Origin of the sequence: Streptomyces sp. NBC_01017, from assembly GCF_045162795.1 — a bacterium.
Taxonomy (GTDB): Bacteria; Actinomycetota; Actinomycetes; order Streptomycetales; family Streptomycetaceae; genus Streptomyces; species Streptomyces machairae.
This window is the reverse complement of the sequence record NZ_CP108683.1, coordinates 9,329,043-9,350,949: the sequence shown is the minus strand read 5'-3', so window position 1 is coordinate 9,350,949 and position 21,907 is coordinate 9,329,043. Positions and strand designations below refer to the sequence as shown.

Here is a 21,907-nt window from a genome sequence, read left to right as displayed (position 1 = left end):
CGGCGCTCATAGGGTGCTGCCCATGATGGTCCCCGCGGCACTGTTGCTGCTCGGCGCCCTGACCGCCGTGGTCGCCCCTCGGATGCTCGCCCGGGCCGACTGGCCGGACCGTGAACCGGTGGTCGCGCTGTGGGTGTGGCAGTGCGTGGTGGCGGCCGTTCTCCTGTGCTGTGCCCTGTCGATGACGCTCAGTGCGGCGGCCGCGTGGCAGGCGGTGCGCGGCCATGTCTTCGCCCCTGCGCCGAGTGCCGTGGTGGAGGCGTACGCGTTCGGGGTGGGCGGTCCGTGGGCGGCGACGACCGCGGTGACGCTCGCGTGCGGTGGGCTGTGGACCGTGGCGATGCTGGTGCGCGAGGTCGCACACGCGCGTGCCCGGCGTCGGCGGCGACGGACCGAACTCCTCGTGCACGCCCCGCTGTTGCCCGGCGAGACGACCGGGAACGACCGCCTGATGATCCTGGAGGGCGAGCGTTCGGACGCCTGGTGGCTGCACGGTGCGGCGCCCCGGCTCGTCGTCACCACCGCCGCGCTGCGCCGCCTGAAGGGGCGGCAACTGGACGCCGTCCTCGCCCATGAGCAGGGGCACGCACAGGCCCGGCACGACTGGCTGCTGCACTGCTCGGGTGCGCTGGCGGTCGGGTTTCCGCAGGTGCCGGTGTTCGCCGCGTTCCGTGACGAGATGCACCGGCTGGTCGAACTCGCCGCCGACGACATGGCGTCCCGCCGCTTCGGCCGGCTGACGACGGCTCTCGCCCTGGTCGAACTCAACGAGGACCGGGGCGTGTTCGGCCGCTCCCCGGCCGATCGGGCGCAGGTGCCGCAGCGGGTGCACCGGCTGCTGACTCCCCCGGACCGGCTCACGCCAGGCCGACGGCTCCGGCTGACGGCGGCTGCCGCGCTGGTGCCGGTGGTTCCGGTACTGGTGGCGTTCGTGCCGGGACTGCGCGCGCTGGGATAGCCGGGGCGGCTGACGGGTACCCGGATCCGTCCGGGGGTAGGCCCCGGGGCCGCCCGGTATGGACCGGGACGGCCCGGTACTCCTGTGGCGGGCGTCGCAAATGCATCCCCTGCATTGGCCTCTCGCCCCATCCGTCGGCGAGGATCGCACCATGCACACCCAGTCCGTCGAATCCCCGCCCCGCCCGCCGGCCGAGCGCAGGACCGTCAGCTGGGCCGGTGCCCTGGCCGTGGGCTCCGCGCTGCTGCTCGCCCTGGTCGCGCTGCGGTGGCACCCGCTGATGAGCCTGGACAGCGACGTCGCGCGGACGACGCACCGCTGGGCGGTCGACGAGAGCGGCGTCACCCACGCGTTCCGCATCCTGACGGACTGGGTCTGGGATCCGTGGACGATGCGCCTGCTGACGTTCGCGGTCGCGATCTGGCTGGTGTGGCGCAGAGCCGCGCGCTGGACGGCCGTATGGCTGGTGGTCAGCTGTGCGCTCGCCACACTGGTCCAGCAGGCCCTCAAGGCCCTGGTCGACCGCCCGCGCCCCGTCTGGCCCGACCCCGTCGACTCGGCCCACTACGCCGCCTATCCCTCCGGCCACGCCATGACGGCCACGGTGGTCTGTGGCCTCCTGCTGTGGCTCGTGCACCGCTACGGCGCCGGCCGCGCCCTGTGGCGTACGGCCGTCGCCGTGACCGCGATCTCCGTGGCCGGCGTCGGGCTGACCCGGGTGTGGCTGGGCGTCCACTGGCCCACGGACGTCGTCGGCGGCTGGCTGCTGGGCGCGCTGGTCGTGGTGCTGGCGGTGCGGGTGCACATGCGGTGGCAGGTGTGAGGGCACCGGAGCCGGAACGGCCCTACGGCTATGTGGGGCCGGCCGAGTTGTACGCCACCGTCCGGCCGGATTCCGAGGGCCGGGTCGTGCGGTCGGCCGCCGACCTGGGTGCCTGGCTCGCGGAGTGCTCACCGGCCGAGCGGGCCGAACCCTTCACGTACGTCGTCGGCACGGACGGATGGCTGCGGCTCGCCGCCCGCCGGAGCGAGCACGTGGCGTGCGCCGCGGGCAGGGACGTCCTGGCCGCCGGCGAGATGCTCTTCGAGCCCGACACGGGCTGCGGAACCGCCGTGGAGATCAGCAACCAGTCCACCGGCTACTGCCCCGACCTCGACTCCTGGACGGCGGTCGCCCGGGCCCTGGACCGGGCCGGCGTCGGGCATCCCGGCGGGTTCACGCACGCGGTGGTGTTCCGGCGCTGCGAGGGGTGCGGTGAACGCGCCATCGTCCGCGAGGACGACTTCGTCTGTGTGTTCTGTGGCGGCAATCTTCCCGAGCAGTGGAATCTGGCCCCGTAGGATCCGCTCCATGACCGCAGTTCTGTTCGATTTCTCCGGAACCCTCTTCCGTGTCGAGTCCACCGAGTCCTGGCTGCGCGGAGCGCTCACCGAGGCCCAGGTGGAGCTCGCCGAGGAGGAGTTGGTCGAGGCCGCGCAGGCGTTGGAGGCCATGGGCGCCCTGCCGGGCGGGGTCGATCCGTCCTGGCTGCCCGAGGACGTCGCGAGTGTCTGGGGCGTGCGGGACAAGAGCGCGGAGCTGCACCGGGCGGCCTACACCGCGCTCTCCCGGCATGTCCCGCTCCCCGACGACCGGTTGCACGACCTGCTCTACGACCGCCACATGGCACCGGCCGCATGGGGCCCGTACCCGGATGCCGCCGACGTGCTGCGGGGGCTGCGCGAGCGCGGCGTCCGCGTCGGGGTGGTGAGCAACATCGGCTGGGATCTGCGGCCGGTGTTCCGGGAGCACGGTCTCGATCCGTATGTCGACACGTACGTGCTGTCGTACGAGCACGGCATCCAGAAGCCCGACCCCCGCCTGTTCGAGGCGGCCTGCGCGGCGCTGGACGCCGATCCGCGCGACGTCGTCATGGTCGGCGACAACCGGCGGGCCGACGGCGGTGCGGCGGCGCTGGGCTGCGCGGTGCACTTCGTGGACCATCTGCCGGCCGACCGGCGGCCGGACGCGCTGCGGCCGGTGCTGGATCTCGTGGGGGCGACCCCGCGGGCCAACAGTTCGGGATTTCGGGCGAACAAGTAGCCTCCGGCCACCATCCCGATCCAGGGGTCGGGTCCGCCCTGGACGATCCCCCGCGTCGCCCAGGGCAGACGGCAACCCCGACCAGGCCCTGTACGGGCCGGACCGGACGCGTTGAGTATAGTTGGCTGGCAGCCAGTCAACGCAGGAGTCCAGCATGTCCCCGCGCAGCGCCTCGGTCAATGAAGAGTTGCGGCGGCGTTCCCGGGAGCGGCTTCTGCAGGCGGCGGTGGAGCTGGTCAGCGAGCGCGGCTACGACGCCACCACGCTGGGTGACATCGCGGACCGGGCGGGCTCGGCGCGCGGCCTGGTGTCGTACTACTTCCCCGGAAAACGCCAACTGGTGCAGTCCGCCGTGCACCGGCTGATGCACCGCACGCTGGAGGAGGCGCTGGAGCGTGAGCCGCACACCGAGGACGGGCGGGAGCGGATGGCCAGGGCCGTCGACGCGATCCTGGGCCTGGCCCGGGACCGGCCCGTGCTGATGCGCCAGCACATGGCGGGGATCCTCCAGGCCGAGGGTTTCGTGCAGTGCCCGGAGCAGCGGCGGCTGGCCGAACTGCTGCGGGACACCTGCGTACGGTACGGCTCACCGGACGCGGACTCCGACTACCCGATGCTGCGCGCGCTGCTCATGGGCGCCGTCTACGCGGCGTTGGTGCCCGGGGTGCCGATGCCCGTGCCGGTGCTGCGGGCCGAGTTGTTCAAGCGTTACGGGCTGGACCGGGGGCTGGGAGTCCCGCCGGACTCGGGGGCCGTGCCCGGCGGGACGTGCGACACGGATCTGTCGCGGTTCTTCGCGACCGGGTCCGCACCCGGCTGCCCTGAGGGTCAGTCGAAGTAGTCCGGCTGAGTCTGGACGTTGAGTTCGCGCATGTGCACCCAGCGGGCCGGGGCCGTGCGGCGGTCGTCGATCTTCAGGACGTCGAAGCCTCGGGCGTACTCGTTGGAGTAGATGTAGCCGTTGTAGTAGTAAGCCGACCACGAGCCGCCCGACTTGATCGTGTCCGTGGTCAGCGGGCCGCGGTCGAAGTAGGCGATCTCCTTCGGGTGGTCCGAGTCGGTGAACTCCCAGACGGAGACGCCGCCCTGGTACCAGGCCTGGACCATGATGTCGCGCCCCTTGACCGGGATCAGCGAGCCGTTGTGGGCGACGCAGTTCTCGGTGTCCGCCTGGTGGCGGGGGATCTTGAAGTAACTGCGGAAGACGAGCTTGCGCTTGTCGCCCTTGCCGACGATGTCGTAGATGCCGTCGGCGCCGCGGTCCGGGCCGATCTCCGCGTTGCAGGTGGCCGCGCCGCCGCCGCCCAACTCGTCGGTGAACACGACCTTGTTCGCCTTCTGGTTGAAGGTCGCCGAGTGCCAGAACGCGAAGTTCACGTCGTCCCGGACCTGGTCGATGACCTTCGGGCGCTCCGGGTCCTTGATGGACAGCAGGATGCCGTCGCCCATGCAGGCGCCGGCGGCCAGGTCCTTCGAGGGCAGCACCGTGATGTCGTGGCAGCCGGTGGTCTTGCGGACGCCGCCGGGCGGACCCGGGTTGCCGCCACCGTCCGGACCCTCACCGGGGAAGAGCACCGGGAAGCCGACGACCGCCGCCTTCTCGGGTGCGTGGCGCGGCACCTTGATGATGGAGATGCCGTCGTGCGGGGGCCGGCAGTCGGGGTAGCCGGCGTCGGGCGAGTACGAGGAGACGTAGACGTACACGTTCCTGCGCTCGGGCACCAGCGTGTGGGTGTGGGAGCCGCAGGCGGTCTCGACGGCGGCGACGTACTCGGGGTTCCTCTTGTCGCTGATGTCGAAGACCTTCATGCCCTCCCACGAGGACTTCTCGGTCGCGGGCTGGGTGGTGCTGTTGCAACTGCTGTCGCTGCGCGAGGAGTCGGTGGACAGGAACAGCAGGTCACCGGAGACGGAGACGTCGTTCTGCGAGCCGGGGCACAGAACCTGGGCGATGGCCCTGGGTGCCTTCGGATTGCTGATATCGAAGACGTTGAAGCCGTCGTAGTTGCCGGCGAAGGCGTAATTGCCCTGGAAGGCGATGTCCGAGTTGGTGCCCAGCAGCGCGTCCTTGGGGACGTGGGCCAGGTGCTGGATGTTGTCGGAGTGGACGATCTCGTGCTGACCGGGTATCTCGCCGTCCGCGAGGGCCTCGCGCACCTCGGCCCGGGTGCTCTCGGAGACCTCCTTCTCCACGACGGGGCCGTCCCCCGGGTCGGGGGTCGCGCCGGCCGGTTGCGCGGTGAGCAACGCGGCCAGGAGCCCGGCAGCCGCAGCGGCACCTGCCAGGCGTCTGCGTCGGGTTCGGGGATTGCCGAACAGGATCACTGTTTTCCTCCCTTGTGCCGTTCGCACTGGAACGGTTCACGCACGCCCGAGTATCGTCTTCATCATGCACATTTCAAGAGCGGGCAATAGACATGTAACGAAAGCGCCTTGCAGCCGGGCGCGCTTCGCTACGGCCTCCCTGGCCGCCCTGACCGTGCTCGTGCTCGGCGGCTGCGACTCCGATTCCGACGCCAAGTCGGCCCCGCGGAGCGGCCCTTCGGTGATCGTGCCGGGCAAGCCCGGGGAGTCGAACCGGGTGCTGTCCGCCGAGGAGGCGGCACAGCAGCGCGCCGAGGACGACTCCCCCAACTCGGCGGACGTCTCCTACGCGCGGATGATGATCGAGCACCACGCCCAGGCCCTGGAGATGACCGAACTCGTCCCGGACCGGGCCGAGTCGGCGCAGGTCAGGAAACTCGCCGAGCGCATCGGCGCCGCGCAGGGTCCGGAGATCACCGCCATGAAGGGCTGGCTGAAGAACCACGGCAAGGCCGAGAAGAGCGACGGCCACGAGCACGGATCCATGCCCGGCATGGCGACCGAGGCACAGCTGGAGAAGCTGCGGGCGGCGCAGGGGAAGGCGTTCGACCAGCTCTTCCTGACGCTGATGATCACCCATCACGACGGGGCGGTCACCATGGCCACCGACGTGAAGGGGCAGGGCAACAACATCCAGATCGAGGAGATGGCCGACGAGGTGGCGGCTCAGCAGACGAGCGAGGTCACGCGGATGCGGGACATGCTCTGACGGCTCCGGTCGCCACGCCCGCCGCCGGGACCGCCATCCGGGCCACGCTCAGCGGCGGGCCCGGCGCCGGGTCAGGAAGCCGGCGTCACGCGCCTGCCCGATCAGCCTGAGCGACTTCCGGCGGTCCTGCCCCGTCGCACGCATCACCGCGAGGACGGGGTCGACGCCCTGCTCCTGGGCCGCACGGTACTTCTGCGCCACCAGCCACTGCCCCTCGACGCCCCGGGGCCAGGCCGGCACGACCAGACCGGACCCGGCACCCTCGCCGTCCGCCCCGGGCCCCGCCCCGACCCCGCACGCCTCGGACAGCGGAGCCTCGATCCAGTCGGCGAGCGCCGTGAGGTCGTCGAGGGACAGCGCCGGCTCGGCCCGTACGTCCTCGATCGAGACGCACCCCTCGCACACCACGGCGAGCGCGTCGACCCGGGCGCCGTCGCCGAACTCCAGCCGGATCCCGAACCACGCGGTGGCCCCGGTGTCGTCCCGCACTGCCCACGCGGGCCACACGGACACGGCAGCGTCCGTCGCACGGCGATCGGAAAGATTAAGAAAGGATGCTTCCAGCACACACGCAACGTAACCGCATGATCACATTCCATACGAACGAACACGCGTCCCGTACGGCGCACAGCACCCTGTCAGCGGAGCGGAAGCGGTGCGATGCTGGACTCGAGAGCGACTCCTGAAGACCCCCGAAGGTCCCTCCGACAAGGAGTTCCGCCGTGCTGCATGTCGCCGTGGTCGGCTCCGGGCCGAGCGGGTGCTACACCGCCCAGGGCCTTGTACAGCAGGACCCCGACGTGGTCGTCGACGTCCTGGACCGGTTGCCGTGCCCGTACGGCCTGGTGCGCTACGGGGTGGCGCCGGACCACGAGAAGATCAAGTCCCTGCAGAACAATCTGCGGACCGTCCTGGAGCACGAGCGGGTGCGGTTCCTCGGCGGCGTCCAGATCGGCCCGGACGGGGTGCCGACGGCCCGGTTGCGGGAGCTGTACCACGCCGTCGTGTACTGCGTGGGCGCCGCCACCGACCGGCACCTCGGGATTCCCGGCGAGGACCTGCCGGGCAGCTGGTCGGCGACCGAGTTCGTGTCCTGGTACAGCGCCCACCCGGACGCCATCGACGACGGTTTCGTCCTCGGCGCGCGCTCGGCGGTGGTCATCGGCGTCGGGAACGTCGCGGTCGACGTCACGCGGATGCTCGCGCGGGGCACGGCGGAGCTGAGCCCCACCGACATGCCGCAGGCGGCACTCACCGCCCTCGCAGCGAGCCGGGTGGCCGACATCAGCATGGTGGGCCGACGTGGCCCTTCGCAGGCCCGCTTCACCACCAAGGAGCTCCGCGAGCTGGGCACCCTGCCGGACACCGAAGTGATCGTGGATCCGCAGGAGCTGGCGTTGGATCCCGACTACGCCGACCCCTCCGCACTGCCCGCCGCGCAGCGCCGCAACGTGGAGGCGCTGCGCGCCTGGGCCGGGGCACCGGCACAGGGCGCCGGCCATCGCATCGCGCTGCGCTTCTTCCTGCGCCCCGTCGAACTCCTCGCCGACGCCGGACGCGTGGGCGCGGTCCGTTTCGAGCGGACGGCGCCGGACGGACAGGGCGGGGTGACGGGCACGGGCCGGTACGAGGACATCGAGGCCCAGTTGGTGCTGCGTTCTGTCGGCTATCGCGGAGTCCCCCTGGAGGGCCTGCCGTTCGACCCCGCGACCGGCACGGTCCCGCATCTCGCGGGCCGCGTCCTGCGCGAGGGCCTCGTCGCGCAGGGCGAGTACGTCGCCGGCTGGATCAAGCGCGGCCCGACGGGCGTCATCGGCACGAACCGTCCGTGCGCGAAGGAGACGGTGACGTCACTGCTGGAGGACGCCTCCGCACTCGTACAGCGGGAGTTGCCCGAGGATCCGCTCACGGCACTGCGCGCCGAGGGGATCGACCCGGTCGAGTGGCAGGGCTGGTGCGCGATCGAGCGGGCGGAGGTGGCGCTGGGTGCGTCGCTGGGCAGGGGTGTGGTGAAGCTCCCCGACTGGGAGTCGCTGATGAACGCCGCGCACAGCAACGAATCAGCAACACCTCCGTAATCAACACTCTGTTCAAGGAGCCTACGGTCTCGCCCATGACCGCAACAGCACCCGTGCACCCTGTCGACGAGATCCCGCCCAAGCGCCAGCTGGCCGCCTTCGGCCTCCAACACGTCCTCGCGATGTACGCGGGTGCCGTCGCCGTCCCCCTCATCGTCGGCGGCGCGATGAAGCTCCCGCCCGCGGACCTGGCGTATCTGATCACCGCCGACCTCCTGGTGTGCGGCATCGCGACGCTGATCCAGTGCATCGGCTTCTGGCGCTTCGGCGTGCGGCTGCCGATCATGCAGGGCTGCACCTTCGCCGCCGTATCGCCGATGGTGCTCATCGGCACCACGGGTGGCGGACTCCCCGCGATCTACGGTTCGGTGATCGTCGCGGGCCTCGCGATCGTGCTGCTGGCACCGGTCTTCGGAAGGCTGCTCCGATTCTTCCCTCCCCTCGTCACCGGCACCGTGATCCTGATCATCGGGCTGTCGCTGCTGCCGGTCGCGGGCAACTGGGCCGCGGGTGGCGCCGGTTCGGCGGATTTCGGGGAACCGAAGAACCTCGCGCTGGCGGCGTTCGTCCTGGCGGTGGTGCTCGGGGTGCAGCGGTTCGCGCCGGCGTTCCTGAGCCGGATCGCGGTACTGATCGGCATCGTGGTCGGGCTCGCGGTGGCCGTGCCGTTCGGGTTCACGGACTTCGGCGGAGTCGGGGACGCCGACTGGGTCGGGATCAGCACGCCGTTCCACTTCGGGGCGCCCACCTTCGAGTTCTCGGCCATCGTGTCGATGCTGGTGGTGGCGCTGGTGACGATGACCGAGACGACCGGTGACCTGATCGCGGTCGGCGAGATGACGGACCGCAAGGTCGAGCCGCGCTCCCTGTCGGACGGCCTGCGTGCCGACGGCCTGTCGACCGTGCTGGGCGGCGTCTTCAACACCTTCCCGTACACGGCGTACGCACAGAACGTGGGCCTCGTCGGCATGACCCGCGTGCGCAGCCGCTGGGTGGTCGCGACCGCGGGCGGGATCCTCGTGCTGCTCGGTCTGCTGCCCAAGCTGGGCGCGGTGGTGGCGGCGATACCGGCTCCGGTGCTGGGCGGTGCGGGCCTGGTGATGTTCGGGACCGTGGCCGCCAGCGGCCTCAGGACGCTCACCCAGGTGGACTTCAGGGGCAACAACAACCTGACGGTGGTGGCCGTTTCCGTGGCCATGGGCATGCTGCCGGTCGGTGTGCCGACGGTCTACGAGAAGTTCCCGGACTGGTTCCAGACGGTGATGAACAGCGGGATCAGCGCGGGCTGTCTGACGGCGATCGTGCTGAACCTGCTCTTCAACCACCTGCCCGCGAAGGCCGGTTCAGACCGTTCAGGTGGTTCAGCGGATTCAGGCGCCGAGCCGGACGGCCTGTCTGGCGGCGGCGTCGAGAAGGGCGTCGAGAAGTCCCGGGAAGAGGCCGTCTAGGTCGTCCTTGCGCAGGCCGTTCATCTTGGCCGTGCCCCGGTAGACCTGCTGGATCACACCGCTCTCGCGCAGCACCCGGAAGTGGTGCGTGGTGGTGGACTTGGTCACGGGCAGGTCGAACTGCGAACAGGAGAGCTCGTCGCCGACGGCGGCGAGCTCTCGCACGATCTGCAGCCGCATCGGATCGGACAGCGCGTGCAGCACGCCTTCCAGAAGGATCTCCTCGCGCGCCGGGTGCGGGAGGTCACGGCTGCTGACAGCGGCGCTGGTCACGGCGGCTCCACTTCGTCGGGTTCCCGTGCTCGGGATTCCCCCTTGCTCGGGTTCCCCCATTGTACGAGAGCTCTCGTAGTTTGACACATGCCGTACTACGATGCCTATCGTACGAGTCGACCGCTGGTCCCCGTGACGAATGGAGTCCGCCGTGAGTGCGCTCTTCGAGACCTACACCCTGCGCGATGTGACGATCCCGAACCGGGTGTGGATGCCCCCGATGTGCCAGTACTCGGCCGCGCCGGAGGGCCCCGACGCGGGCGCCCCCAACGACTGGCACTTCGCGCACTACGCGGCCCGCGCGGCCGGCGGCACAGGGCTGATCATCGTCGAGGCCACGGGCATCAGCCCCGAGGGCCGGATCTCCCCGTACGACCTGGGGATCTGGAACGACACCCAGGTAGAGGCGTTCCGCCGGATCACCCGCTTCCTGGTGTCGCAGGGCACGGTGCCGGCGATCCAGCTGGCCCACGCCGGCCGCAAGGCGTCGACCGACCAGCCCTGGAAGGGCGGCGCGCCGGTGGGACACGACGGCCACGGGTGGCAGCCGGTGGCGCCGAGCGCGGTCCCGTTCGCCGACGGGCACCCGGTGCCGACCGAGCTGACGGTCGCCGAGATCCAGGAGGTCGTGGGGCAGTTCGCGGACGCCGCGCGCCGCGCCCTCGCCGCGGGCTTCGAGATCGCCGAGATCCACGGCGCCCACGGCTATCTGATCAACGAGTTCCTCTCCCCGTACTCCAACCACCGCACCGACGAGTACGGCGGCTCGTACGAGAACCGCACCCGTTTCGCGCTCCAGGTCGTGGACGCCGTTCGGGAGGTGTGGCCGGACGACAAGCCGCTGTTCTTCCGGATCTCGGCGACCGACTGGCTGGAGGAGGACGGCTGGACCGCCGACGACACGGTCCGCTTCGCCGCCGACCTCAAGGCACACGGCATCGACCTGCTGGACGTCTCGACCGGCGGCAACGCTTCCGGCGCCCGGATCCCCGTCGGCCCGGGCTACCAGGTGCCGTTCGCCGCGCGGGTCAGGACGGAGACCACGTTGCCGGTCGCCGCGGTCGGACTGATCACGGACGTCGAACAGGCGGAGAAGATCATCGCGAACGGCGAGGCGGACGCCGTCCTGCTCGGCCGTGAGCTGCTGCGCAGCCCGTCGTGGGCGCGGCACGCGGCTCGGGAGCTCGGCGGGGACGTGCACGTGCCCGACCAGTACCACCGGTCCGTCTGATCACGCGGCGGACGCCGCCGATGCCGCGTCGCCGGAGGTGGTCGGCAGGTACCGGGCCACCATCCGCTCCAGGTGCGGCAGGGTGCGCTGGCCGAACACCGCGAGCGCGATCGACGCGGCGACGCCCGCCCAGGCGACCGGGCCGAGCGGCGTGCAGCCGAAGAGCCGGCTGAGGCCGGGGATCTCGACCAGGACGGCGAGGGCCGCCGCCGAGCCGAGGGCGGTCACGCGGACCAGCGTGCTGCCCCGGCGGTCGGCCAGGGTCTGGGCGAGCTGCGTGCCGACCACCGCGCACAGGGCCATCGTGGTGGAGCGGCGGGCGGTGCCCGGGGTGAAGCGGCCGATCAGCCAGGCGGACGTGGCGCCCAGGGTGGTGGTCAGGGCGCGGTGGCGGATCTTGCGGATCAGGGGTGCGCCGAGGAGTGAGGTGCCCAGGGGTTCGGTTCCTGCGGGGGCCGCTTCGGAGGCCGCGCCCTGCTGCTCCGCATCCGCGTCCTCCGTCGCGGATTCCGCATCGGCTCCCTCCGGCTCCTTCGGCGTCACCGCCACCGCCATGGCCGGGAACAGGTCCGTGAACAGGTTCACCAGCAGCATCTGACGGGTGGACAGGGGCGCGGCGCCCGACAGGAGCGTGCCGAGGAGGCCGAAGCCCACCTCGCCGGCGTTGCCGCCGATCAGGATGGCGATGGCGTCGGCGACGCTGTGCCACAGGGCCCGGCCCTCGGCGACCGCCTCGATCAGGACCGTCAGGTCGGCCGTGGTGAGGACGAGGTCGGCGGCGTTGCGGGCGGCCGCCGAGCCGCGGGCGTCGATGCCGACGCCGATGTCGGCGGCGCGGATGGCCGCGGCGTCGTTGGCCCCGTCGCCGACCATGCCGACCACGCGCCCGGCGTCCCGCAGTGCCTCGACGACCTGGAGTTTCTGCTCGGGGGCGACGCGGGCCACGACGCCCATGTCGCGCAGCATCCGGGCGCGTTCCTCCCGGTCCGCGGACGCCAGTTCGTCGCCCGTGACCACGCCGGTGTCCTCGGGCCAGCCCAGTTCGGCGGCGATCGCCCGCGCGGTCTGCGGATGGTCGCCGGTCAGCATGACGGGTCGTACGCCTGCCTCGCGCAGGCCCTCGACCAGAGCTGTGGAGGTGGCTCGCGGTACGTCGGCGAGGGCGAGCAGGCCGGTGAACTCCAGGCCTTCCAGGGGCTGTTCCAGGACGTCCGCATCCTTGTCCGCCGAGTCGAGCCGGCGCCGGGCCACCGCCAGGACCCGCAGTCCGCCGCCGGCCAGCTCGTGGGCCGCGTCCGATGCCGAGGAGGGCAGGTCGGCGCAGGCGGGCAGCACCGTCTCGGGGGCGCCCTTGACGACGAGTACCGCGGTGCCGTCCCCGGCCCGGCCGACTGCGGCGGCGTAGCCACGGTCGGCCGCGAAGGGCAGGCCCTCGTTCTGGGACCACTCGGGGTCGGGGCCGGCCGCGTCCAGGACGGCCTCGTCGGTGGCGTGCACCGGCCGGTCCGAGCCGCCGTTCAGCTGGGGGCAGGCGCGTGCCGCGGTCCGCAGCGTGTCGTCGTCTTCCTCGGGCTTGTGCACCTTGCCGTCGGCGTCCGTCACGCGGACCAGGCGGAGCTTGTTCTCGGTGAGGGTGCCGGTCTTGTCGAAGCAGATGGTGTCCATCCGGCCGAGCGCCTCAAGGGTGCGCGGGGCGCGGACGAGGACTCCGCGGCGGCTGAGCCGACGGGCGGCGGCCAGTTGCGCGACGGTCGCCACCAGCGGCAGCCCTTCGGGCACGGCGGCGACGCCCACCGCCACCCCTCCGCTGACCGCCCGGTGGATCGGCGTGCCGCGCAGCAGCGACAGCGCGGTCACCCCGGCGCCGCCGGCGAGGGTCAACGGCAGGGCCTTGTCGGTGAGTTCCCGCAGCCTGGCCTGTACTCCGGCGGACGGCGGGGTGCGGGCGGCGAGGGCCACGGCCCGGGCGGCCTCCGTCCGGTCCCCGGTGTCCACCACGATGGCCCGGGCATGTCCGGCCACCACGGTGGTGCCCTCGAAGATCATGGAGCTGCGGTCCGGCACGGCGGCGTCCGGCGTCGGTTCGATCCCCTTGTCCGCGGCCAGGGACTCCCCCGTCAGCGCGGACTCGTCCACCTCCAGGCCGTCCTCCCACACCAGCCGGGCATCGGCGGGCACCACGTCGTCCGCCCGGAGTTCGATCAGGTCGCCGGGGCTGAGCCTGGCGGCGTCCACGACGTGCGGCTGGGACTCGGGTTCCTCGGTGGTGACGCGCGCCTTCTGCTGCTGCTTCGCCAGCAGTCCGGACAGGGCCCGCTCGGCCCGCATCCGCTGGACGCCGCCGACCAGGGCGTTCAGGTCGAGCGCGCCGACGACCAGGAGGGCGTCCACCACGGAGCCGAGGATCGCCTCGGCGGCCGAGCCGACGGCCAGCACCGGGGTGAGGGGGTCGTCGAGCTCGCCGCGCACGGCCCGGGCGAGCTGGACCGGTCCGCTCAGCGGTGCGAACAGGGGGTGCCGGCCCATCCTGCGGATCGTCTTGCGCGCGCCGCCGGTGACCTGCTCGGGGACGGTCGGCTCCGGGCCCGTCTCGTGCTCCAGCCGTTCGCGGACCTCGGTGTGCTCCAGTTCGTGCCAGGCCACGCGCGGCCGGGGGTGCGGTGCGCGGGCCGTCGCAACCCCGAGGGCCGCTCGTCCGCCGGTCAGCAGGGCCCATGCGGCGCTGACGTCGACCGGCGTGTGCCGCAGCCCGGGCCACGGCGTGGGGCGCCCGCGCGCGGACTTGCCGATGGCCACCAGGAGTCCGGACAGGGCGGCACCGGAGCGGGCCAGCACCTGCGACCTGCGACCGACGCCGCGCGCGGCCGGAACCGCCCGCAACAGCCGCCACACGTCCGCAAGCCCGTGCAGGGCCAGCACGTCGGCGCTCCAGACGACGGCTCCGTCGCGGTCGGTGAGGGCGACGGCGACATCGCCGGCGAGCAGTCCGGCGAGGATGTCCTCGTCGTCCTGCGCCGGCCGCGCGACCGTGACGACGACGCTGTCCTTCTCGGCGCGCAGCGCGTTCACCACGTCGCTCAGCGACCGCTCGTCGCGGACCACCTGGTCGGCGAGGTTCGTGAAGTCGGCCAGCGCAGGGTCGTCCACCATCACGACCCGCAGACCCGCGCGCCGCGCCGCGTCCAGCACGGTCTCCGCCCACGGGTCGGCGTCGGCGCCCGGGGTCCGCAGGGCGCTCGGATGCAGGACCACGGTGTCGGCCATCTCCAGCTGCCGCAGCCGCTCCGGGTCCCGCACCAGGACGCCGTCGCGGGACAGCGCGGAGCTCAGTACGGCGTGGAAGGCGGCGGGTCCGTAGCGTGCGGCCTTGGGCGAGCCGGCGAGCACCGCCTCCGCCGCCTCGGTGCCGTCGTGTTTGACCAGCAGCATGGCCGCCGCACCGACCAGGCTGCCGGTCTCGGCGTGCGCGGCGTACTCCTGGGCCGGCGAGGTGCGCAGCGGCGGGCGCGGGAAGTGTGCCCCGGCCACGCTGGGCCGGTCCGGCGCGGAGACCTCGTCGTGGACCTTCTCGAACGCCGCCACGCGGGCCACCGTCTCCGCCAGCTGGAGCGAGCGCAGCGTGCCGTCGAGCACGAGAGCGGTCGGGGTCCGGCCGGCCCCGTGGACGGCCGCGTTAGCCATGGCCAGCACCAGGTCCATGCGGGAGCGGCCGATCCTGGCACGCAGCCAGCCCCGGAAGCGCGGGTTCTCCCGCAGCAGCGTCACGAGCGCGGTCACCGACCGGGGCGTGGTCGGCAGGCGCAGCGCGTAGCCGGCGAACGCCGCCGCGATGCCCACCCCGTCGGCGGCGAGCGTCGTGGCGGCGGCCCGCACCCCGGCGGGGTCTGCGGGGTGGGTGATCTCGTCGACCGAATTGTCCGTCCGGGCCAGGCCGTGCCGTGCCGCGATCTCGACCGCCCTGTCCACCACCTGGTCGCCGGCCGACTCCTCGACGGCGGTCACCACGAGTCGGCTCAGCCCGCCGTCCCAGTAGGCGAGCGCCACGTCGGGCCGCTCCATCAGCGTCTCGGCGACCTTGCGGGCGGCGTGCTCCATGCCGCCCTCCAGCCCTACTCGCTCCGGCGCCTCGGGGCGCAGGGCGAGATGGGTCCGGGCGCCGGACCGCCAGGGTTGCGGGCGAAGGGGCAGCGAGTTGCGGGCGACGCGCACGACACGCGCCGCGCTGTCGGCACTCCGTACCCCGGCCCGGGCCGTTCCGGCGACCGCCCCGGCGGCGATTCCCACCGCGGGAGCGGCTCCTCGGGCGAGCAGCCGGGGCCCGGCCGCGACCATCTCGGCTGCGGCGGCCGTCGGACGTGTGAGCAGTCCCAGAACCATCGCTCGCCCTCGCTCAGCTCGTTCGACGTCGGCTTCCGTGCCGCCGGGTTCCCGCAAAACGGCATGTCATCCGCGCACAGGGACGCGAAGGATCTCCCCCGGCCCTGCCTCGTCGTCGAGGTCGATCACCCTGAAGCGCAGGCCGTCCCGCCCAGCGTGAAGGCGCCCGGCGCCGCGCTGTTCCCGGTGTGGTCCGCCTGGTAGCCGATGCTGACGCTCGCCCCGGGCGCGAGCACCGCGTTGTACGGGGCGCTGCTCCCCGTCACCGCGCCGGCGGCCGGGGCGTACGTGGCTCCCCGTCCGCTGGTGATGGACTGGCCGGCGGGCAGGGTGAAGCCGAGCCTCCAGCCGTTGATCGCCGTCGTGCCCGTGTTGGTGATCGTCACGGAGGCGGTCAGGCCCGTGTTCCAGGCGTTGGTGGTCGCGGTCACCTTGCAGGCGCCGGGCTGCGGCTGGGGTGCGGGGCCGCCGCTGTCGAGGCCGAAGAAGGCGAGCACCCGGGCAGCCATGCCGTAGCCGTACAGGTTGTGGCCGACGCCCTGGAGGCTGATCGCCTCGACGGGGGCGCGGTCGCCGGTGCCGCCGTAGCGGGTGCGGGTCCAGCCGGACTGGGGCGTGTCCGTGGCGGCCGGGGTCTGACTGACGCCCTGGACATTCGTCCACTGCTTGATCATCTCCCCGAGGTTGGGGTGGCGCAGGACGTCGTCCTCGGTGCCGTGCCACAGCTGCATGCGCGGGCGGGGTCCGCTGAAGCCGGGGTAGGCGCCCCGCACCAGGTCACCCCACTGCTGCGGGGTGTGCGTGACGGTGCCGTTCGCGCAGGCGCTGTTCCACTCGGCGCCGTCGGTGGTGGCGAAGCAGCCGAAGGGGACGCCCGAGAAGGCGGCGCCCGCGGCGAAGACGTCGGGGTAGTCGCCGAGCAGGACGTTCGTCATCATCGCGCCGGAGGAGATGCCGGTGGCGAAGACACGGCCGGTGTCGGCGTCGTAGGTGCGGGTCACCCAGTCGACCATGGACCTGATGCCGACCGGGTCGCTGCCGCCGTCGCGCCGCAGCGCCTGCGGCGAGGAGACGTCGAAGCACTTGCTGCTGCGGGTGACGGACGGGTAGACCACGACGAACCCGTACTGGTCGGCGAGTGTGTCGTACTCGGTGCCGTTGTACATGTCCGGCCCTGAGCCGGTGCACCAGTGCACGGCGACCAGGACCGCCGGGTTGGCGGTGACGCCGGCCGGTACGTACACGTACATCCGCAGGTTGCTGGGATTGGTGCCGAAGTCGGTGACCTCGGTGAGGGTCGCGGTCGGCACGGCGTCGGCGGCGTCGGTGCGTGCGGCGGCCGTGGGGGCGGCGACGAGCAGGGCCGCCAACAGCGGCAGGAGGGCGGCGAGCAGCGTCCGGAGCTTTCTTGTCGCGGTCGTGCGGATGGGGGTGGGCACGTCCTCGTCCCTTCGGGTCGCGGGAGTGGCCTCTCCGGGCGCGGCAGAGGCCTCACAGCGAGGGCATCGTGACATGGACACGGCCACCATGGAAGCGCTCCCACACCTCAAGCATGAGAGCCCTTACCCCCACCAGGGCTGACCGAATTCTTCTGCGCAAAGCGTTGACCAGAAAGCGCTTGCCCTCTACGTTCCGTTCAGCAGTGTGACCGACTCGCTTCGCAGCACCCCCGACATGGCCACACCGCCCGCGCGCGGCGTTCTGCATGACGTTCACAGTTCACGTACATGATCGTGTCGCTCCTCCCGAAGGGACGCACCCGCATGCGAACTCTCCCCCCACGTGCACGCCCGCAAAGAACCGCACTGGCGACGGCCGCAGCAGCCGTCCTCGCCACCGCGGCCGTCATCGTCCTGCCGCAGCCGGCCGGTGCGGCCGAGACCTCGCCGGTCGGGTTCGGTGCCGGGACGACCGGCGGCGGCAATGCCTCGGCGGTCACCGTCTCGACGCTGGACGCCTTCAGGACGGCGGTGACCGGCAACTCCGCCAAGGTCGTCCGGGTCAACGGCCTCATTTCGCTGAGCGGTCAGGTCGACGTCGGCTCCAACACCACGGTGCTGGGCGTCGGTTCGTCGTCCGGCTTCACCGGCGGCGGGCTGCGCCTGAAGGAGGTCACCAACGTCGTCGTCCGGAACCTGAACATCAGCAAGCCGGTGGCGCCTGCCGACGGCGTCACGGTCCAGGAGTCGACGAAGGTGTGGATCGACCACAACTCCTTCTCGGCCGACCGCGATCACGACAAGGACCACTACGACGGCCTGCTGGACATCAATCACGGCTCGGACGACGTCACGGTGTCCTGGAACACCTTCAAGGACCACTTCAAGGGCTCGCTCGTCGGACACAGCGACAACAACGCGAGCGAGGACACCGGGCACCTGAAGGTGACGTACCACCACAACCAGTTCAGCAATGTCTACTCGCGCATCCCCAGCCTGCGCTTCGGCACCGGGCACTTCTACAACAACCACGTGACCGGCGCCGACACCGCCTGCCACTCGCGCATGGGCGCCCAGATGCTCGTGGAGAACAACGTCTTCCGCGACACCAAGATCGCCGTCACCACGAACCGCAGCAGCGACGTGGACGGCTACGCCAACCTCCGCGGCAACGATCTCGGCGGGGCCGCGACCGAGATCTCCCGGGTCGGCACCTTCACCACGCCGCCCTACGGCTACACCGCGGAGTCCGCGTCCACCGTCGTCGCCTCGGTGACGTCCGGCGCGGGCGCCGGGAGGCTCTGACCTCCCCACAGGTCTGCCCACCCCCGCCAGGAAGAAGATCCGGCACCACCCATCCGACACCCCCACAACCGGAAGAAGGCATACGGGACATGACTTCACCCGCAAAGCCCCGCGCCCGTCGGCGCGCACTGACCGGCGGTCTGACCGCTCTCGGCCTCTCATCTGTCATGATCACGACAGTCGGCGCACCGCCCGCGAACGCCGCCACCTGGCCCACGCCGAGCAGCAGCCAGCCGGTGAGCTCCACCATCTCCGTGTCCGGCGTCCGCGACGGCGGCATGGTCCGCTACTACGGCAGCGGCGACCTCGCCGGCGACGGTCAGGAGGAGGGCCAGGACCCGATCTTCAAGCTCGCGGCCGGCGCGACGCTGAAGAACGTCATCATCGGCGCACCCGGCGCCGACGGCATCCACTGCGAGGGCAACTGCACGCTGCAGAACGTGTGGTGGGAGGACGTCGGCGAGGACGCGGCCACCTTCCGGGGCGGCTCCACCTACACCGTGACCGGCGGTGGCGCCAAGAAGGCCGCCGACAAGGTCTTCCAGCACAACGGGCCCGGCACCCTGAACATCTCCAACTTCGCCGTCAGCGACTTCAAGACGCTGTACCGCTCGTGCGGCGACTGCTCCACGCAGTACACGCGCAAGGTCAACCTCAGCAACATCGAGGTGACCGGTACGGGGTCCACCGCACGCCTCGTCGGCATCAACGTCAACCGCAACGACGTGGCGACGCTGCGCGGCATCACGATCCTCAACGACGCCGGCCGCAAGGTCGTCCCGTGCCAGAAGTACAACAACAACACGGCCGTGGGTACCGGGCCGGACAGCACGAACTGCCTGTACTCCAGCTCGGACATCACCTACCGGTAGCACCCGCTCGCACGTAGCCCCCCACGGTGAACGCGGCCGTCCGAAGCGTCCCCGCACGGCGCTTCGGGCGGCCGTCGTGTCGTGTGCGGTCAGTTGCGGGCACGCGCGCGTGCGCTGTCGGTGGCGTCGTGCCCGTCACGCGCGCGTACGTCCTCCGCGAGCTCCCGTCGGTAGTCCGCGTACGCGGCGCGCAGCCGGTCACCCGGCCAGTCGGCCGGGAGGAGTTCAGGGGGCAGTACCGGGTCGGCGAGCAGGTGCCGTACGACGGCCGCGAAGGCGGTGAAGCGGTCGGACGGCCGCCGCGCGTGGGCGACCCGGGCGAGCAGGGCACGTCCGGTGCGGGCCCAGGCGTCCAGCGGCCACAGGCTCGCGGCGAGCTCGGGTGCGGGGCGGTCGGGGCGGGCCGTGTAGCTCTGGGCCACCTGGGCGACGTCGCCCGGCAGGGGCCGGAGCAGATTGGCCGGGCGCAGCCAGACGCCCTCGCGGAGCTCGGCGAGCCGGAGCCGGGTCAGCTCGGTGCGCAGTTCAGCGCGTTCGGCGGGGCCGCGGCCCGTGGCGGTGACGACGATCATCTCCCAGTCGCCGTCCCAGGGCAGGGTCTCGGGGTGAACGGCGTCGTCCTGGCGTCGCTGGCGTTCCAGCAGCCGGTCGCTGAGCCGGTAGACCGTGTCGGCGCGCCGCAGGTCACCGGCCGCCACCATCCGGCTGAGCGCGGCCCGCACGGTGGACCCCGCGATCCCGAACGGCTCCACGCTGCGCACCAGCTCCTTCACCGGCAGCTCGGGCGGATGCAGACCCAGCAGCAGGCTCAGGACGACCGACCGGGCGGACAGCGGGCGCAGGTCCGCCTCCCCGGTCGGCGGTGACGCGTTGTTCGGCATGACCAGGACCTTACGTGCCGGCTCGGAGTATTACAGGATTGCTGCAACCGCAGCGACAGTGCAACACTGCGGCATGGTCTCGATACTCGCGCAGGAGCAGTCCGGAGCCGCGCCGGAGCAGTCCGGGCAGTACGGCACCCACGACGTCACCAACCAGCCCCCTCCCCTGGCGCCGTACGACGCGTCCGAGGACACGGCCCTGATCGAGGGGCTGCGCCGCGAGGGGGCCGCGTGGGCCGAGGAGGACATCCGGCGGCTGGGCCTGCGGGCCGGGAGCGCCGAGGCGCAGGAGTGGGGTGAGCAGGCCAACCGCCACGAGCCCGAGCTGCGTACGCACGACCGGTACGGCCACCGGGTCGACGAGGTCGAGTTCCATCCGAGCTGGCACCACCTGATGCGGGTCGCGGTCGGCGAGGGGCTGGCGGCGGCGCCCTGGGCGGACGAGCGGCCCGGAGCGCATGTCGCGCGGACCGCGGGCGGGCTGGTGTGGGGGCACACGGAGGCGGGGCACGGCTGCCCGACGTCGATGACGTACGCCGCCGTCCCCGTGCTGCGCCGGCAGCCCGAGCTGGCGAAGGTCTACGAACCGCTGCTGACCAGCCGGGAGTACGACCCGGAGCTGCGCGTGCCCACCGAGAAGCGGGGGCTGCTCGCGGGCATGGGGATGACCGAGAAGCAGGGCGGCTCCGACGTCCGTACGAACACCACCACGGCGTCACCGACGGCCGAGCCCGGGGTGTACACCCTGCGCGGGCACAAGTGGTTCACCTCGGCGCCCATGTGCGACGTCTTCCTGGTCCTGGCGCAGGCGCCGGGCGGGCTGTCCTGCTTCCTCGTGCCGCGAGTCCTGCCCGACGGCAGCCGCAACACGTTCCGCATCCAGCGCCTGAAGGACAAGCTGGGCAACCGCTCCAACGCCTCCTCCGAGCCCGAGTTCGACGGCACCGTCGCCTGGCTGGTGGGGCCCGAGGGACGGGGCGTCAAGACGATCATCGAGATGGTCAACTGCACGCGGCTGGACTGCGTGATGTCGTCGGCGGTGCTGATGCGCAAGACGCTCGTCGAGGCGGGCCACCATGTGCGCCACCGCAGCGCGTTCGGGGCTCGGCTGCTCGACCAGCCGCTGATGCGCAACGTCCTGGCCGACCTGGCGCTGGAGTCCGAGGCCGCCACGACGCTCACGCTACGGCTGGCCGGCGCGGCCGACCGGGTGGTGCGCGGGGACGACGCGGACGGGACCGAGGCGGCGTTCCGCCGGATCGCCACCGCCGTCGGCAAGTACTGGGTCACCAAGCGCGGTCCGGCCTTCACCGCGGAGGCCCTGGAGTGCCTCGGCGGCAACGGCTACGTCGAGGAGTCGGGCATGCCCCGCCACTACCGCGAGGCTCCGCTCCTGTCGATCTGGGAGGGCTCGGGGAACGTCAACGCCCTTGACGTCCTACGGGCGTTGAGTCGAGAGCCGGACACGGCCGAGGCCCTCTTCGCCGAACTCGCCCTGGCGCAGGGGGCGGACGCGCGTCTGGACGCGTCGGTGGCACGCCTGAAATCCCTGCTCGCCACGGGCTCCGAGGCCGCCGCCCGCCGCCTGGTCGAGCTGATGGCCCTCACCCTCCAGGCCTCCCTCCTGATCCGCCACGCCCCCACACCGATCGCCGACGCCTTCTGCGCCACCCGACTGGGCGGCGACTGGGGCCACGCTTTCGGCACACTGCCGGACACGGCGGACGTGGACGGGATTCTGGGGCGGGCGCTGCCGGGTGTTGTGGGATGAGGGCTGAAGGCTGAGGGCCGAGTACTGAGGTGCGGCCCGGGGGGCGGGCGGTGGCGCCGCAGGAGCGGCTGGGAGAGCGCGGGACTGACCGGCTGGGACGCCGGGCTCCGGGCTCCGG

General features: G+C 72.1%; 18 protein-coding genes. 12 read left to right on the top strand and 6 right to left on the bottom strand.

Translation table 11 applies throughout. The annotated features are described in order from the left end of the window. Positions 1–22 precede the first annotated feature (22 nt). The 5 genes from OG331_RS42805 to OG331_RS42785 all read left to right on the top strand — a co-directional run bounded on the left by OG331_RS42805 (position 23) and on the right by OG331_RS42785 (position 3,882). Positions 23–958 carry a M56 family metallopeptidase gene (locus OG331_RS42805; protein WP_406207309.1) on the top strand — a complete coding sequence of 312 codons (936 nt, stop codon included), beginning with the start codon at positions 23–25 and terminating at the stop codon, positions 956–958. Positions 959–1,109: 151 nt separating this feature from the next. Next, positions 1,110–1,781 carry a phosphatase PAP2 family protein gene (locus OG331_RS42800; RefSeq protein WP_406207306.1) on the top strand — a complete coding sequence of 224 codons (672 nt, stop codon included), beginning with the start codon at positions 1,110–1,112 and terminating at the stop codon, positions 1,779–1,781. Then, positions 1,769–2,299 (top strand): hypothetical protein, encoded by a 531-nt coding sequence (locus OG331_RS42795; RefSeq protein ID WP_406207303.1) that lies wholly within the window; start codon positions 1,769–1,771, stop codon positions 2,297–2,299. The genes OG331_RS42800 and OG331_RS42795 overlap by 13 nt, the downstream gene beginning before the upstream one ends. A gap of 10 nt (positions 2,300–2,309) precedes the next feature. Then, entirely contained in the window at positions 2,310–3,041 is a 732-nt protein-coding gene (locus OG331_RS42790; protein WP_406207300.1) for an HAD family hydrolase, read from the top strand. A 154-nt stretch (positions 3,042–3,195) separates the two neighbouring features. Beyond that, the gene (locus OG331_RS42785; RefSeq protein WP_328883385.1) at positions 3,196–3,882 is read left to right on the top strand and encodes a helix-turn-helix domain-containing protein; all 687 of its coding nucleotides are present in this window, start codon (positions 3,196–3,198) and stop codon (positions 3,880–3,882) included. Here the strand turns inward: OG331_RS42785 and OG331_RS42780 are convergent. Further along, a complete protein-coding gene (locus OG331_RS42780) occupies positions 3,870–5,366 on the bottom strand; it encodes an LVIVD repeat-containing protein (RefSeq protein WP_406207296.1) in 1,497 nt (498 codons plus the stop codon). The genes OG331_RS42785 and OG331_RS42780 overlap by 13 nt on opposite strands. Before the next feature lie 64 nt (positions 5,367–5,430). On the opposite strand from OG331_RS42780, the gene OG331_RS42775 reads away from it, so the two are divergent. Next, complete coding sequence (locus OG331_RS42775) at positions 5,431–6,114, top strand: DUF305 domain-containing protein (RefSeq protein WP_406207293.1); 684 nt, start codon at positions 5,431–5,433, stop codon at positions 6,112–6,114. A gap of 48 nt (positions 6,115–6,162) precedes the next feature. Here the strand turns inward: OG331_RS42775 and OG331_RS42770 are convergent, their stop codons facing one another. Beyond that, on the bottom strand, positions 6,163–6,627 hold the full coding sequence (locus OG331_RS42770; RefSeq protein ID WP_406207290.1) for a DUF6214 family protein: 465 nt from the start codon (positions 6,625–6,627) through the stop codon (positions 6,163–6,165). A gap of 209 nt (positions 6,628–6,836) precedes the next feature. On the opposite strand from OG331_RS42770, the gene OG331_RS42765 reads away from it, so the two are divergent. Both OG331_RS42765 and OG331_RS42760 read left to right on the top strand, forming a co-directional pair. Next, positions 6,837–8,192, top strand: a complete 1,356-nt coding sequence (locus tag OG331_RS42765; RefSeq protein ID WP_406207287.1) for an FAD-dependent oxidoreductase — start codon at positions 6,837–6,839, stop codon at positions 8,190–8,192. A gap of 35 nt (positions 8,193–8,227) precedes the next feature. Then, positions 8,228–9,640, top strand: a complete 1,413-nt coding sequence (locus OG331_RS42760; protein WP_406207284.1) for a nucleobase:cation symporter-2 family protein — start codon at positions 8,228–8,230, stop codon at positions 9,638–9,640. Here OG331_RS42760 and OG331_RS42755 read toward each other — a convergent pair. After that, on the bottom strand, positions 9,563–9,913 hold the full coding sequence (locus OG331_RS42755; protein ID WP_406207282.1) for an ArsR/SmtB family transcription factor: 351 nt from the start codon (positions 9,911–9,913) through the stop codon (positions 9,563–9,565). The two genes, OG331_RS42760 and OG331_RS42755, sit on opposite strands and share 78 nt — an antisense overlap. Positions 9,914–10,064: 151 nt before the next feature. Between OG331_RS42755 and OG331_RS42750 the strand changes: the two genes are divergently transcribed. Continuing rightward, positions 10,065–11,144 (top strand): NADH:flavin oxidoreductase/NADH oxidase, encoded by a 1,080-nt coding sequence (locus OG331_RS42750; protein WP_406207279.1) that lies wholly within the window; start codon positions 10,065–10,067, stop codon positions 11,142–11,144. Here the strand turns inward: OG331_RS42750 and OG331_RS42745 are convergent, their stop codons facing one another. Continuing rightward, positions 11,145–15,521, bottom strand: coding sequence for an HAD-IC family P-type ATPase (locus tag OG331_RS42745; RefSeq protein WP_406207276.1), 4,377 nt, complete (start codon positions 15,519–15,521; stop codon positions 11,145–11,147). Between the two features lie 125 nt (positions 15,522–15,646). Beyond that, positions 15,647–16,960 (bottom strand): PHB depolymerase family esterase, encoded by a 1,314-nt coding sequence (locus OG331_RS42740; protein WP_406207273.1) that lies wholly within the window; start codon positions 16,958–16,960, stop codon positions 15,647–15,649. A 324-nt stretch (positions 16,961–17,284) separates the two neighbouring features. On the opposite strand from OG331_RS42740, the gene OG331_RS42735 reads away from it, so the two are divergent. Further along, complete coding sequence (locus tag OG331_RS42735; protein ID WP_406207270.1) at positions 17,285–18,265, top strand: polysaccharide lyase family 1 protein; 981 nt, start codon at positions 17,285–17,287, stop codon at positions 18,263–18,265. A gap of 89 nt (positions 18,266–18,354) precedes the next feature. Next, positions 18,355–19,137 (top strand): pectate lyase, encoded by a 783-nt coding sequence (locus OG331_RS42730; protein WP_406207267.1) that lies wholly within the window; start codon positions 18,355–18,357, stop codon positions 19,135–19,137. A gap of 89 nt (positions 19,138–19,226) precedes the next feature. Here the strand turns inward: OG331_RS42730 and OG331_RS42725 are convergent, their stop codons facing one another. Beyond that, complete coding sequence (locus OG331_RS42725) at positions 19,227–20,018, bottom strand: PaaX family transcriptional regulator C-terminal domain-containing protein (protein ID WP_406207264.1); 792 nt, start codon at positions 20,016–20,018, stop codon at positions 19,227–19,229. 73 nt (positions 20,019–20,091) lie between these two features. On the opposite strand from OG331_RS42725, the gene OG331_RS42720 reads away from it, so the two are divergent. Further along, complete coding sequence (locus OG331_RS42720; protein WP_406207261.1) at positions 20,092–21,789, top strand: DNA alkylation response protein; 1,698 nt, start codon at positions 20,092–20,094, stop codon at positions 21,787–21,789. Positions 21,790–21,907 lie beyond the last annotated feature (118 nt).